We start from the raw sequence: 16,144 nt of genomic DNA, 5'->3' as shown, positions 1-16,144 counted from the left end.
CACCGAGCGACCCGCACCACCGAGCGACCAGCACGACCAAGTGATCTACCTGACCACTAACGTTCGCGGACACACGGAGGACGGACCGAGATGACGGCGCAGGACGAGCAGATCGTCAACGCACTGCGTGCCTCGCTGAAGGAGAACGCGCGGCTGCAGCAGGAGAACCAGCGCCTCGCCGACGCCTCGGCCGAACCCATCGCGATCGTCTCGATGGCCTGCCGGTACGCGGGCGGCATCCGAACACCCGAGGATCTCTGGCGGGTGGTGACCGACGGCACCGACGTCTACACCACCTTCCCCGAGGACCGCGGCTGGGACCTGGAGGGCCTCTACCACCCGGACCCCGACAACCCCGGCACCACCTATGTCCGCGAGGGCGCCTTCCTGCACGACGCCGGTCAGTTCGACGCCGCCTTCTTCGGCATCTCGCCGCGCGAGGCGCTCGCTATGGACCCGCAGCAGCGCCAGCTCCTGGAGGTCTCCTGGGAGGCGCTGGAGCGGGCCGGCATCGACCCGCACTCGGTCCGCGGCACCGACATCGGCGTCTTCGCGGGCATCGTCCACCAGGACTACGCGCCCGACCTGGCCGGTCTCGAAGGCTTCCTCAGCCTGGAGCGGGCGCTCGGCACCGCGGGTGGCGTCGCCTCCGGCCGGGTCGCCTACACCCTCGGCCTGGAGGGCCCCGCCGTCACCGTCGACACCATGTGTTCCTCCTCGCTGGTCGCCATCCACCTGGCCGCCCAGGCGCTGCGGCGCGGCGAGTGCTCGATGGCGCTGGCCGGCGGCGCGACCGTGATGTCCACGCCCGGCGGATTCGTCGGCTTCGCCCGGCAGCGCGGCCTCGCCTTCGACGGCCGCTGCAAGTCGTACGCCGCCGCGGCCGACGGGTCCAGCTGGGCCGAGGGCGCCGGCGTGATCCTGCTGGAGCGGCTCTCCGAGGCCCGCCGCAACGGCCACCAGGTGCTCGCGGTGATCCGCGGCTCCGCGCTCAACCAGGACGGCGCCTCCAACGGTCTGACCGCCCCCAACGGCCCCGCCCAGCAGCGGGTGATCCGCAAGGCGCTGGCCGGCGCCGACCTGGCCGCCACCGACATCGACATGGTCGAGGGCCACGGCACCGGCACGGTGCTCGGCGACCCGATCGAGGTGCAGGCGCTGCTCGCCACCTACGGCCAGGACCGCCCCGCGGACCGGCCGCTGCGGCTGGGCTCGGTCAAGTCGGTGATCGGCCACACCCAGGCCGCCTCCGGCGTGGCCGGCGTGATCAACATGGTGCAGGCGCTGCGCAACGGCGTCATGCCGGCCACCCGGCACGTCGACACGCCCACCCCGCAGGTCGACTGGTCGGCCGGCGCGGTGCAGCTGCTGACGCAGGCTCGGCAGTGGGCGACGGAGCAGGACCGGCCGCGCCGGGCCGGCGTCTCCTCGTTCGGCGCCAGCGGCACCAACGCGCACGTGATCCTGGAGCAGGCGCCGCAGACCGAGCCAGCCGAGCTGGCCGAGGCGGCCGGCGGCGTGGTGCCGCTGGTGCTCTCCGCGGCCTCCGCCGCCTCGCTCACCGGCCAGGCCGAGCGGCTGGCCGCCTTCCTCGAAGCGGCCACCGGCGAGGCGCCGACGCTCACCGAGGTGTCCGGCGCGCTGACCGCCGGGCGGGCGGTGCTCGGCGAGCGCGCGGTGGTGATCGCCGGCTCGACCGAGGAGGCGCTGGCCGGGCTGGGCGCCGTGGCGCTCGGCCAGTCCGCGCCCTCGGTCGCCGTGGCCAGCGCGGCGGCCGCCGCCGGCGGCGGCAAGGTGGTACTGGTCTTCCCCGGCCAGGGCTCGCAGTGGATCGGCATGGGCCGTGAACTCCTGGACTCCTCACCGGTGTTCGCCGACCGGATCGCCGAGTGCGCGGCCGCCCTGGAACGCTGGACCGACTGGTCGCTGACCGAGGTGCTGCGCGGTGAGGCCCCGGCCGAGCTGCTGGAGCGGGTGGACGTCGTGCAGCCCGCCAGCTTCGCCGTGATGGTCGCGCTGGCGGCCGTCTGGCAGTCGGTCGGCGTGCAGCCGGACGCCGTCATCGGCCACTCGCAGGGCGAGATCGCCGCCGCCTGCGTCTCCGGCGCGCTCACCCTGGAGAGCGCCGCCCGGATCGTCGCCGTCCGCAGCCAGGTGATCGCCGCCCAGCTCGCCGGGCGCGGTGGCATGGCCTCGGTGGCCCTGCCCGAGGACGAGGTGGTCGCGCGGCTGGAGCGCTGGTCGGACCGGGTGGAGGTCGCGGCCGTCAACGGCCCGGCGTCCGTGGTCGTCGCCGGTGACGCCGAGGCGCTCGACGAGGCGCTCGACACGCTGGAGGACCAGGGCGTCCGGGTCCGCCGGATCGCCGTGGACTACGCCTCGCACTCGCGCCACGTGGAAGCCGTTCAGGAGACCCTGGGCGAGGCCTTCGCCGACATCCGCAGCCAGGCCCCCGCCGTGCCGTTCCGGTCCACCGTGACCGGCGAGTGGATCCGCGAGGCCGGCGCCTTGGACGGCGGCTACTGGTACCGCAACCTGCGCCGGCAGGTTCGCTTCGGCCCCGCCGTCGCCGAGCTGCTGGCCGACGGCCACACCGTCTTCGTGGAGGCCAGCGCCCACCCCGTGCTGGTCCAGCCGATCAGCGAGATCGTGGACCGCGCCGAGGCCGACGCCGTGGTGACCGGCTCGCTGCGCCGCGACGAGGGCGGCCCGCGCCGGCTGCTGCAGTCGATGGCCCAGCTGTTCGTCCGGGGCGTCGGGATCGACTGGACCGGCATGCTGCCGAACGGCGCCGCCGGCGCCCGGGTGGACCTGCCGACCTACGCCTTCGACCACCAGCACTACTGGATCCAGCTGACCGGCGGCGCGAACGACGCCGCCTCGCTGGGCCTGACCGGCACCGACCACCCGCTGCTCGGCGCCGTCGTCCCGCTGCCGCACTCCGACGGCCTGGTCTTCACCTCCCGGCTGTCGCTGCGCACCCACCCCTGGCTGGCCGACCACGCCATGCAGGGCGTGGTGATCGTCCCCGGCACCGCCTACGTCGACCTGGCCGTCCGGGCCGGCGACGAATTCGGCTGTGGTGTGCTGGAGGAACTGGTCATCGAGGCCCCGCTGATCCTGCCCGAGCAGGGCGGCGTCCGGGTCCAGGTCGCCGTCGGCGGCGCCGCGCAGAACGGCTCGCGCACCGTCGACGTCTACTCGCTGCGCGAGGACGCCGCCGACGCCGCCGGGCAGGGGGAGTGGACCCGGCACGCCACCGGTCTGCTCTCCGCCGCCCGGACCGCCGCAGCCGCGCCCGCCATCGACTTCGCCGTCTGGCCCCCGGCCGGCGCCACCCCCGTCGCCATCGAGGACTTCTACACCGACCTGGTCGCCCGCGGGTACTCCTACGGGCCGGCCTTCCAGGGCCTGCGCGCCGTCTGGCGGCGCGGCACCGAGCTGTTCGCCGAGGCCGTGCTGCCGCCGGAGCAGCGGGACACCGCCGACCGGTACGGCATCCACCCGGCGCTGCTCGACGCCGCCCTGCACACCAATGCCTTCGCCAATCCGGACGACGAGCGCAACGTGCTGCCGTTCGCCTGGAACGGCCTGGTGCTGCACGCTCAGGGCGCCTCCGCGCTGCGGGTGCGGGTGGCCCCGACCGGCCCGGACGCGCTCTCCTTCCAGGCGGCCGACGAGACCGGCGACCTGGTGCTGACCATGGACTCGCTGGTGTCGCTGCCGGTCACCGCCGAGCAGCTCGGTGCCGGCCCGGCCGGCCAGGAGGGTCGCGACTCGCTGTTCCGGGTCGAGTGGACCCGGCTGCCCGCCCCCGAGGGCGCCGCTGCCCCGGCCTCCTGGGCGCCCGTCGCCGGCGCCGCCGAGGTGGCCGCGCTCGCCGCCCGGGAGACCCTGCCGCCGGTCGCCGTGCTCACCGCGACCAGTGGCGAGGACGAGGAACCGCTCGCGTTGACCGCCCGGGTGCTGGCCGCGGTCCAGGCCTGGCTGACCGCACCGGGCGTGGACGCCATCCCGCTGGTCGTCGCCACCCGCGGCGCCGTCCCCGCGGGCGGCGACGCGGACGTGACCGACCCGGCCGGCGCCGCCGTCTGGGGCCTGCTCCGGGCCGCCCAGGCCGAGAACCCCGACCGGATCGTGCTGCTCGACCTCGACCCCGCCGGCTCCGCCGGGGCCGGCCCGGTGCTCGGCCCGGTGCTCGCCGCGGGGGAACCGTTGGTCGCCGTCCGCGGCACCACGCTGTCCGCCCCGCGCCTGGTGCGCGTCGCCACCGAGACCGAGGCCGGGGCCGGGTCCGCCGAGGAGGCATTCGCCCCGGAGGGCACCGTGCTGATCACCGGCGGCACCGGCTCGCTGGGCGTGATGGTCGCCCGGCACCTGGTGGTCGAGCACGGCGTGCGACACCTGCTGGTGGCGGGCCGGCGCGGCCCGGCGGCCGAGGGTGCTGCCGAACTGACCGCCGAGCTCGCCGAGTTGGGAGCCTCGGTGCAGGTGGTGGCGGCCGACGTGGCCGACCGGGAGGCGGTCGCGGCACTGCTCGCGGCCGTACCGGCCGAGCACCCGCTCACCGGGGTGCTCCACCTCGCGGGCGTGCTCGACGACGGTGTGCTCGGCGCGCTGACCCCGGAGCGCCTCGCCCAGGTCTTCCGACCGAAGGTCGAAGGTGTCCGCCACCTGGACCAGCTGACCCGCGAACTGGCACCCGCCCTGCGGACGTTCACCGTCTTCTCGTCCGCCGCCGCGCTGCTCGGCTCGGCCGGCCAGGGCAGCTACGCGGCCGCCAACTCCTACCTCGACGCGCTGATGGCGCACCGGCGGGCCGCCGGGCTGCCCGGCGTCTCGCTGGCCTGGGGCCTGTGGCAGCAGAGCACCGGCCTGACCGCCCACCTCAGCGAGGTGGACCAGGCCCGGATGAGCCGCGGCGGCGTGCTGGCGCTCACCCCCGCCGAGGCCCTCGGCTTCCTGGACGCCGGCCTGCAGGGCCGGCACGCCCTGCTGGTGCCGATCAAGCTCGACCTGCGCGCCGTCCGCGCGGAGGCCACCTCCGGGGGCTCCGTGCCGCACATGCTGCGCGGCCTGGTCCGTACCGGACGCCGACTCGCCCGGGCCGGTGCGGGCGACGCCGGCGGCCTGGTCCGCCGGCTCGCCGGGCTGCCCGAGGCCGAGCAGGAGCGCGTGCTGCTCGGCATCGTGCAGGCCGAGGCGACCGCCGTGCTCGGCTTCAACGCCGCCGAACTCGCCCAGGGCATCCGCGGGTTCAGCGAGATCGGGTTCGACTCGCTGACCGCCGTCGAGTTGCGCAACCGGCTCGGCGCCGTCACCGGCGTCAAGCTCCCCGCCACCCTGATCTTCGACTACCCCACGCCGGTGGCGCTCGCCCGCTACCTGCGCGAGGAGCTCGGCGAGAGCTCGGCCGGCGCGGCCGCCACCAGCACCGTGGTCGCCGCCGATCCGGACGAGCCGATCGCCATCGTCGGCATGGCCTGCCGGCTGCCCGGCGGCGTCGCCGACCCCGACGGCCTGTGGAGCCTGGTGGTCGAGGGCCGCGACGGCATGTCGCCGCTGCCGGACGACCGCGGCTGGGACCTCGAAGGCCTCTTCGACACCGACCCGGACAAGGCCGGCACGGCCTACGTCCACAAGGGCGGATTCCTGCAGGGCGCGGGCGAGTTCGACGCCGGCTTCTTCGGCATCTCGCCGCGCGAGGCGCTCGCCATGGACCCGCAGCAGCGGCTGCTCCTGGAAACCTCCTGGGAGGCCCTGGAGCGCGCGGGCATCGACCCCGACAAGGCGCGCGGCGGCAACATCGGCGTCTTCTCCGGCATGTCCATCCACGACTACGTCGAGTCCCTCAGCGACATGCCCGACGAGCTCGAAGGCTTCGTCACCACGGCCACCGCGGGCAGCGTCGCCTCCGGCCGGGTCTCCTACGTGTTCGGCTTCGAGGGCCCGGCGGTGACCGTCGACACCGCCTGCTCCTCCTCGCTGGTCGCCATGCACCTCGCCACCCAGGCGCTGCGCCAGGGCGAGTGCTCGCTGGCGCTGGCCGGCGGTGTCGCCGTCATGGGCTCCCCGATCGGCCTGCGCGGCATGTCCCGCCAGCGCGGCCTGGCCGCCGACGGCCGGGTCAAGGCCTTCTCCGCCGGAGCCGACGGCACCGTGCTCTCCGAGGGCGTCGGCATCGTCGTGCTGGAGCGCCTTTCCGAGGCACGGCGCAACGGCCACCAGGTGCTCGCGGTGGTCCGCGGCTCCGCGGTCAACCAGGACGGCGCCTCCAACGGGCTGACCGCGCCCAACGGCCCGGCGCAGCAGCGGGTGATCCGCAAGGCGCTCGCCAACGCCGGCCTGGCCACCGCCGACATCGACGTGGTCGAGGCGCACGGCACCGGCACCGAACTCGGCGACCCGATCGAGGCCCAGGCACTGCTGGCCACCTACGGCCGGGACCGTGACCCCGAGCACCCGCTCTGGCTCGGCTCGATCAAGTCCAACTTCGGCCACGCCCAGGCCGCGGCCGGCGTCGCCGCCGTGATCAAGATGGTGCAGGCGCTGCGCCACGGCGTCATGCCGCCCACTCTCAACGTGACCGAGCCGACCCCGCAGGTGGACTGGACCGCCGGCGCGGTCGAGCTGCTGACCGAGGCCCGGGACTGGCCGGAGGAGGGGCGCCCGCGTCGGGCCGGCATCTCCTCGTTCGGCATCAGCGGCACCAACGCGCACCTGATCCTGGAGCAGGCACCGGAGACCGAGCCGGTCGAGCAGCCCGCGGTGGACGGCGACGGCGGCGTGCTGCCGCTGGTGGTGTCGGCGAAGAGCGCGGCCTCGCTGGCCGGCCAGGCGGAGCGGCTCGCCGCGTTCCTGTCGGCCGCCGACGCGGCTCCGCTGAGCGCCGTGGCGGGCGCCCTGGTGACCGGGCGTGCGGTGCTGGGCGACCGCGCCGTGGTGCTGGCCGGCTCCCGCGACGAGGCGCTGGCCGCACTGGCCGCCGTGGCCTGGGGCGAGAGCAGCCCCGCCGCGGTGACGGGCGGCGAGTCGGGCGCGGGCGCGGTGGGCAAGGTGGCGTTCGTCTTCCCCGGCCAGGGTTCGCAGTGGGCCGGTATGGGGCGTGAACTGCTGGACTCCTCACCGGTGTTCGCGGAGCGGATCGCGGAGTGTGCGGCGGCGTTGGCGCCGTGGATCGACTGGTCGCTGATCGAGGTGCTGCGCGGCGAGGCCCCGGCCGAGCTGCTGGAGCGGGTCGATGTGCTGCAGCCGGCGAGTTTCGCCGTGATGGTGGGCCTGGCGGCGGTGTGGGCGTCGGTGGGTGTGCTGCCGGATGCGGTGGTGGGCCACTCGCAGGGCGAGATCGCTGCGGCGTACGTGGCCGGGGCGCTCTCCCTGGAGGACGCCGCGCGGGTGGTGGCGGTACGGAGTCAGGTGATCGCCCGCGGGCTGGCGGGGCGCGGTGGGATGGCGTCCGTCGGCCTGCCTGAGGACCGGCTGGCCGAGCGTCTGGAACGTTGGGGCGGCAAGGTCGAGATCGCGGCCGTGAACAGCCCCTCCTCCGTGGTGGTGGCCGGTGACGCCGAGGCACTCGACGAGCTCGCCGAGGTCTTCGGCGCCGAGGGCGTCCGGGTGCGCCGGATCGCCGTGGACTACGCCTCGCACACCCGCCACGTGGCGGCGGTGGAAGGCGAGTTGACCGAGGTGCTCGCCGGTGTGTCCGCGGCGGCCCCGCTGGTGCCGTTCTTCTCCACGCTGCTGGGGGAGTGGGTCCGGGACGCCGGTGTGCTGGACGGCGGCTACTGGTACCGCAACCTGCGCAACCGGGTCGGATTCGGCGCTGCGATAGCGGAGCTGGCGGCCCAGGGCTTCGGGGTGTTCGTGGAGTCCAGCGCCCACCCGGTGCTGGTGCAGCCGGTCAGCGAGGTGGCGGACGGGATCGACGGTTCGTCGGTCATCGTCTCGGGCTCGATCCGCCGCGAGGACGGCGGCCTGCGCCGCCTGCTGACTTCGATGGCCGAGCTGTTCGTGCGCGGTGTCGAGGTGGACTGGACGGGCGTGCTGCCGGCCAACTCGGCCGCGGCGGGCGTGAACCTGCCCACCTACGCCTTCGACCACCGCCACTACTGGCTGCGGACCGCCCCCGCGACCGACGCCGCCGCGCTGGGCCTGACCGGCACCGACCACCCGCTGCTCGGCGCCGTGGTCCCGCTGCCGCACTCCGACGGCCTGGTCTTCACCTCCCGGCTCTCCCTGCGCACCCACCCCTGGCTGGCCGACCACGTGGTCGGCGGCGTCGCCCTGCTGCCCGGCAGCGGCCTGGTCGAACTGGCCGTCCGGGCCGGTGACGAGGTCGGCTGCGGCACCCTCGAAGAGCTGGTGATCGAGGCCCCGCTCGTCTTGCCCGAGCAGGTCGGCGTCCGGGTCCAGATCACCGTCGGCGGCACCGACGAGGACGGCACCCGCACGGTCGAGGTCTACTCGATCCGCGAGGGCGCCGACGAGGAGGCGGGCGCCGACGCCTGGACCCGGCATGCCACCGGCCGGCTCTCCGCCGCCCGCGCCGACCGCCCCGCGCCCGACACCGACCTGGTCGTCTGGCCGCCCACCGGCGCCCGCAGCGCCGGCGCCGACGAGCTCTACGACGACCTGCTCGGGCTCGGCCACGCCTACGGCCCCGCCTTCCAGGGCGTCCGGGCACTGTGGCGGCGAGGCGAGCAGGTCTTCGCCGAGGTCGCCCTCCCGGACGGGCCGCGGGCCGACGCCAACCGCTTCGGCTTGCACCCGGCGCTGCTGGACGCCGCGCTGCAGTCGGCCCTGCGCCACGCGGCCACCGCGGCCGGCACCCCCGCCGGGGACGCGCAGCGGCTCTGGCAGCCCGCCGAATGGGCCGGTCTGACCCTGCACGCGGCCGGCGCCGCGACGCTGCGGGTCAAGCTCGCCCCCGCCGGGCCCGACCGGCTCACGCTGACCGCCGCCGACGAGACCGGCGAACCCGTCCTCACCCTGGACGCGCTCTCCTTCCTGCCGGTCTCCGCCGAGCAACTCTCCGCCTCGGCCGCCGCCGGCGGCGGCCAGGACTCGCTCTTCCGGGTGGAGTGGGCCGAACTGCCCGCACCCGCCGCGGGATCCGAGACCCTGCTGCCGTGCGTGCCGCTCTTCCACGCCGACGAGGTGGAGATCCTCGCCGCCAACGTCAGCACCCCCGTCATCGCCGTGACCGAGGCCGCCGGCGGCGACGCCCTGGCCCTGACCGACCGGACCCTGGCCATGGTCCAGGCCTGGCTCGCCGCACCCGGCCTGGCCGCCTCCCGGCTGGTCGTCCTCACCCGGGGCGCGGTGCCCGCCGGCGGCGACGCCGACGTCACCGACCCGGCCGGCGCCGCCGTCTGGGGCCTGATCCGCGCTGCGCAGGCCGAGGACCCGGACCGCATCGTGCTGCTGGACATCGCCGCCGACGCCGACCTCGACGTCACCGGCATCGAGCTGGAACCCCTGCTCGCCGCCGTGCTGGCCACCGGTGAGCCGCAGGTCGCGGTGCGCGGCTCGGTGCTCTCCGCACCCCGGCTGGTCCGCGACAGCACCAGCGCCGCGCCGGACGCCGGCACCGTCTTCGACCCCGAGGGCACCGTGCTGGTCACCGGCGGCACCGGCTCGCTGGGCGCCCAGCTGGCCCGGCACCTGGTCGCCGGACACGGCGTGCGGCACCTGCTGCTGGTCAGCCGGAGCGGCCCGGCAGCCGACGGCGCCGCCGAACTGGCTGCCGAACTCACCGAGTCCGGCGCGTCCGTACAGGTGGTGGCGGCAGACGTCACCGACCGGGACGCCGTCGAGGCGCTGCTCGCGGCGGTTCCGGCCGAGCACCCGCTGACCGGTGTGGTGCACACCGCCGGCGTGCTGGACGACGGCGTGATCCCCGCGCTCACCACGGACCGGCTGGCCTACGTGTTCGGCCCGAAGGTCGCCGCCGCCGGCCACCTGGACGAGCTCACCCGCGGCCTCGACCTGTCGGTGTTCGCCGTCTTCTCCTCGGGCGCCGGCCTCTTCGGCTCCGCCGGCCAGGGCAACTACGCGGCCGCCAACGCCTTCCTGGACGGCCTGATGGCCCGCCGCCGGGCAGCCGGCCTCCCCGGCGTGTCCATGGCCTGGGGCCTGTGGGAGCAGACCACCGGCCTGACCGCCCACCTCAGCGAGCGCGACCAGGCCCGGATGAGCCGCGGCGGCGTCCAGGCCCTCACCCCCGCCGAGGGCTTCGCGCTCTTCGACACCGCCCTGACTGCCGGTCAGGCGCTGGTCGTGCCGATCAAGCTCGACCTGCGCGCCGCCCGCGCCGACGCGGCCGCCGGCGGCACCGTGCAGCCGCTGATGCGCGGCCTGGTCCGCAGCGGCCGGCAGAGCGCCCGTGCGGCCGCCACCCAGCGCGGCACCGGCGGCCTCGCCGACCGGCTCGCCGGGCTGACCCCGCAGGAGCAGGAGGCATTGCTCCTCGACGTGGTCCGCGGCCAGGTGGCCACCGTGCTCGGCCACGCCGGCGCCGAGGACGTGCGGCCCGAGAAGGCCTTCCGCGACTCCGGCTTCGACTCGCTCACCTCGGTCGAGCTGCGCAACCGGATCCGCGAGGCCAGCGGACTCAACCTGCCCACCACCGTGGTCTTCGACTACCCGACCCCGCTCGCCCTGGCCCGCCACCTGCAGGAGCGCTTCGGCCACGTGCCCGCCGCCACCGGCGGACCGGCCGCCCCGGCCCTGGCCCCGGCCGACCCCGGCGAGCCGATCGCGATCGTCGGCATGGCCTGTCGCCTGCCGGGCGGGGTGGCGAGCCCGGAGGACCTGTGGCGGCTGGTCGCCGAGGGCCGCGACGCGATGTCCGGCTTCCCGACCGACCGCGGCTGGGAGCTGGACGGCCTCTTCGACTCCGACCCCGGCCGGGTCGGCACCTCCTACGTCAACCAGGGTGGATTCCTGTACGACGCGGGCCTGTTCGACGCCGGGTTCTTCGGGATCTCGCCGCGCGAGGCGCTGGCGATGGACCCGCAGCAGCGGCTGCTGCTGGAGACCTCCTGGGAGGCGCTGGAGCGGTCCGGCATCGACCCCGGCACGCTGAAGGGCACCGATGTCGGCGTCTTCTCCGGCGTGATGACCCAGGGCTACGGCTTCGGTGGCGAAGTACCGGCCGAGCTCGGCGGCTTCACCGCCACCGGTTCCGCGGGCAGCGTGGCCTCCGGCCGGGTCTCCTACGTGTTCGGCTTCGAGGGCCCCGCGGTGACCGTGGACACCGCCTGCTCCTCCTCGCTGGTCGCCATCCACCTGGCCGCCCAGGCGCTGCGCCAGGGTGAGTGCTCGATGGCCCTCGCGGGTGGCGCCACTGTGCTGGCGAACCCCTACACCTTCGTCGAGTTCTCCCGCCAGCAGGCGCTCTCGCCCGACGGACGCTGCAAGGCCTTCTCCGCGACCGCGGACGGCACCGGCTGGGCCGAGGGCGCGGGTGTGGTCGTACTGGAGCGGCTCTCCGAGGCGCAGCGCCGAGGCCACCGAGTGCTCGCCGTGATCCGCGGCTCGGCCGTCAACCAGGACGGTGCGTCGAACGGCCTGACCGCGCCCAACGGCCCCTCGCAGCAGCGGGTGATCCGCAAGGCGCTGGCCGGCGCCGGCCTGACCACCTCCGACGTGGACGCCGTGGAGGCGCACGGCACCGGCACGGTCCTGGGTGACCCGATCGAGGCGCAGGCGCTGCTGGCGACCTACGGTCAGGACCGGCCCGCCGACCAGCCGCTGTGGCTCGGCTCGGTCAAGTCGAACATCGGGCACGCGCAGGCCGCCGCCGGCGTCGCCGGTCTCATCAAGATCGTCGAGGCGCTGCGGCACGGCGTCCTGCCGCCCACCCTGCACGTCACCGAACCGTCCACCGAGGTCGACTGGACGGCCGGGTCGGTCGAACTGCTGACGCAGGCACAGGTCTGGCCGGAGACCGGCCGGCCGCGCCGGGCGGGCGTCTCCGCCTTCGGTGTGAGCGGGACGAACGCGCACGTCATCCTGGAGCAGGCGCCGGAGGTCGAGGCGGTGGAGGCTCCCGAGGCGGACGGCCTGGTGCCGCTGGTGGTGTCGGCGAGGAGCGCGGCCTCGCTGACGGGTCAGGCGGAGCGGCTGGCTTCGTTCCTGGCGGCGGGTGAGGTGGCCCTGCCTCAGGTGGCGGGTGCGCTGCTGTCCGGGCGTGCGGTGTTGGGTGAGCGTGCGGTGGTGGTGGCGGGGTCGCGGGAGGAGGCGATTTCGGGGCTGCGTGCGCTGGCGGATGGTCCGTTGGGTTCGGCGGGTGCGGTGCGGACGGTGGTGGTCTTCCCGGGGCAGGGTTCGCAGCGGGTGGGTATGGGGCGGGAGTTGTACGAGCGGTTCCCGGTGTTCGCGGAGGCGTTCGATGCTGCGTGTGCGGCGCTGGATGCCCGGCTCGCTGGGTGGGTGGAGTTCCCGGTGGCTGAGGTGGTGCTGGAGCGCTCGGGTGATCTGAGTCAGACGGTGTTCACGCAGGCCGGGTTGTTCGCGGTGGAGACGGCGCTCTACCGGTTGGTGGAGTCGTGGGGCGTGCGGCCGGACGCGGTGATGGGTCACTCGATCGGTGAGATCGTGGCGGTCCATGTCGCGGGCGTGCTGTCGTTGGAGGATGCGGCGGCGGTGGTGGCGGCTCGTGGCCGGTTGATGCAGGCGCTGCCGTCCGGTGGTGCGATGGTGGCGGTGGCGGCGTCCGAGGCCGAGGTCGTGCCGTTGCTGGGTGAGGGTGTGGATCTGGCGGCGGTGAACGGGCCGCAGGCGGTGGTGCTGTCGGGTGTGGAGGATGCGGTGCTGGCGGCGGCGGCGACGCTGGCGGAGCAGGGCCGCAGGACCCGTCGTCTGACGGTGTCCCATGCGTTCCATTCGGCGTTGATGGAGCCGATGCTGGAGGAGTTCGCCGCTGTTCTGGCGGGTGTGAGCTGGTCGGAGCCGCGTTTCCCGGTCGTCTCGAACGTGACCGGAAGGATCGCGGAGGCCGGTGAGCTGACCGACCCGAGCTACTGGGTGGAGCACGTGCGCCGCCCGGTCCGCTTCGCCGACGGCGTCGCCGCGGCGGCCGGTACGGGTGAGGTCGTCTTCGTCGAACTCGGCCCGGGTGCCGCGCTCTCCGGCGTGGTCGCCGACTCGGCGGGCGAGCGCGCGACCTGTGTGGCGGCGCTGCGTGACAACCACGGTGAGGCGCAGGCTCTGCTGACCGCGCTCGCCGAGGTGTTCGTGCGCGGCGGCAGCGTGGACTGGTCCCAGCTCGTGCCGACCACCGGCCACGTCGATCTGCCGACCTACGCCTTCGACCACCGCCACTACTGGCTCCAGCTGGCCCCGACCATCGACGCCGCCTCGCTCGGCCAGGCCACCGCGGACCACCCGCTGCTGGGCGCCGTGGTGGAGGTGCCGGAGACCGGCGGTGTGCTGTGCACCTCCCGGCTGTCGCTGCGCACCCACGCCTGGCTGGCCGACCACGCGGTCGGCGGCGTCGTCCTGCTGCCCGGCACCGGCCTGGTGGAGCTGGCCGTCCGCGCCGGTGACGTGGTGTCCGCCGGGGTGCTGGACGAGCTGGTGATCGAGGCCCCGCTGATCGTCCCCGACCAGGGCGGCGTCCGGATCCAGGTCGCCGTCGGTGGCCCGGACGAGCACGGCACCCGCAGCGTCGCCGTCTACTCGGCGCGCGAGGACGCCAGTGGCGAGATCGGTCCGGACGCCTGGAACCGGCACGCCACGGGCACCCTCGGTGCCGCTCCGGCGGAGAACGCGGCGGGCGCGACCGGCTTCGACGTGAGCGTCTGGCCGCCGGCCGGCGCCGAGCGGGTGCCGCTCGACGTCGCCGGGTTCTACCAGGAGCTGCTCGGCCATGGCTACGCCTACGGCCCGGCGTTCCAGGGCCTGCGCGCGGTCTGGCGGCGCGGCGAGGAGCTGTTCGCCGAGGTCGCCCTGCCGGAGGAGCAGCGAGACAGTGCCGCCCGCTTCGGCCTCCACCCCGCCCTGCTCGACGCCGCCCTGCACACCGAAGCGTTTGCTCAGCCGGACGAGGGCCACAACGTGCTCCCGTTCGCCTGGAACCAGCTGGTGCTGCACGCCGGGGGCGCCGCCGCGCTGCGGGTGCGGATCGCTCCCGAGGGCCCGGACGCGCGCTCGGTGATCGCCGTGGACGAGACCGGTGGCCCGGTCCTCTCGGTGAACTCGGTGACCTTCCGCCCGGTGGACGTCGCGCAGTTGGACGCCGCGGCCGCGCTCGCGGCCGAGGACGACCGCGACTCGCTGTTCCGGGTCGAGTGGACCGAACTGCCGTCCGCGCCCCGCACCGCGGCCGAGCCGGAGCCCGCCTGGGCGCCGGTCTCCTCCGCGGCCGACGTCGCCGCGCTGGCCGCCGAGGCACCGGCCGTCGCCGTCCTGCGGGCCGACGGCGGCGCGAACCGCGGCGTGGACGAGGTACTCGCACTGACGGCCAGTGCGCTGTCGGTGGTTCAGGCCTGGCTGACCGACGAGGCGTTCGAGGAGTCCACCTTGGTGGTGGTCACCCGTGGTGCGGTCGCGGCGAGTGGTGACGGTGACGTGACCGATCCGGCTGCCGCTGCGGTGTGGGGTCTGGTGCGGACCGCGATGGCGGAGAATCCGGACCGGATCGTGCTGCTCGACACCGAATCGGAGGCTGTGGAGCAGGAGTTGGCTGCCGTGCTGGCCTCCGGCGAGGCGCAGGTGGCAGTCCGGGACGGGGCGCTGCTGGTGCCCCGCCTGGTGCGGGTCGCGGCGGGGCCGGAGGGCGGCGAACTGGCCGCCGGTGGCACGGTGCTGGTGACCGGTGGTACCGGTTCGCTGGGTGCGCTGGTCGCCCGGCACCTGGTGGTCGAGCACGGCGTGCGGCACCTGCTGCTGGCCAGCCGGCGCGGCCCGGCGGCCGAGGGAGCCGCTGAACTGCTCGCCGAGCTCGCAGAGTTGGGTGCCAACGCGCAGGTGATCGCGGCCGACGTAGCCGACCGGGAGGACGTCGCGGCGCTGCTCGCGGCGGTCCCGGCGGAGCACCCGCTGACCGGTGTGGTGCACACGGCCGGTGTGCTGGACGACGGTGTGATCGGGGCGCTGACCCCGGAGCGTCTGGCGTACGTCTTCGCCCCGAAGGTCGCCGCCGTCGGCCACCTGGACGACCTGACCCGCGGTCTCGACCTGGCGGTGTTCGCGGTCTTCTCCTCCGCCTCCGGTCTCTTCGGCTCGGCGGGCCAGGGCAACTACGCGGCGGCCAACGCCTACCTGGACGCGCTGGCCCACCAGCGCCGGGCGGCCGGCCTGCCCGCCACCTCGCTGGCCTGGGGCCTCTGGGAGCAGGTCAACGGCATGACCGCCCACCTGGGCGCAGCCGACCAGGCCCGAATGAGCCGCGGCGGTGTCCTGCCGATCGCCCCCGCCGAGGGCATGCGGCTGCTCGACACGGCACTGCGGAGCGGCGCGGCCCTCGCGGTGCCGGTCAAGCTGGACCTTCGGGCACTGCGCACCGACGCGGCCGCCGGCCGCCCGACCCAGCCGCTGCTGCGCGGCCTGGTCAACGCCGGCCGGCAGACCGCCCGCACGGCCGCGCCTGAGAGCGGCGGGCTGGCCCGCCAGCTGGTCGGCCTGGACCCGGAGCGGCAGGAGGCGCTGCTGCTCGACCTGGTCCGCGGCCACGTGGCGAGCGTCCTCGGCCACGCGGGCGTGGAGAGCGTCGGCGTCGAGACGGCCTTCCGGGACGCGGGCTTCGACTCGCTCACCTCGGTCGAGCTGCGCAACCGGCTCCGCGCGGCCACCGGCCTGAAGCTGGCGGCGACGGTGGTCTTCGACTACCCGACCCCGCTGGCGCTGGCCCGCTACCTGCACGCCGAACTCGGTACCACCGACGACGCCCTGTCCCTGGTGAACACGAAGATCGAGGACATCGAGTCGTTGCTGGCCGAATCGCTGCTGGCCGGACTGCTGTCCGACGAGTCCAAGAAGTCCGGCGTCATGCTCCGCCTTCAGGCACTGGTCGCCAAGATCAGTGGAGCCGCCGAGCAGACGGAGAGCTCGACAGTGGCGCAGCAATTGGAATCCGCCTCCGCCGATGAGGTCCTCGACTTCATCAACGACGAGCTCGGAATCTCCTGACCTGCCCCTC

The 16,144-nt window shown here is 75.1% G+C and carries 1 protein-coding gene; it reads left to right on the top strand.

Annotated elements, in window-relative coordinates:
- The first annotated feature begins 90 nt into the window (after positions 1-90).
- On the top strand, positions 91-16,134 hold the full coding sequence (locus ACGF12_RS09220) for a type I polyketide synthase (protein WP_393027501.1): 16,044 nt from the start codon (positions 91-93) through the stop codon (positions 16,132-16,134).
- Positions 16,135-16,144 lie beyond the last annotated feature (10 nt).

Source organism: Kitasatospora sp. NPDC048296 (genome assembly GCF_043201815.1).
In the GTDB taxonomy this organism is placed as follows: domain Bacteria; phylum Actinomycetota; class Actinomycetes; order Streptomycetales; family Streptomycetaceae; genus Kitasatospora.
This window is presented reverse-complemented; position numbering and strand designations above follow the sequence as displayed.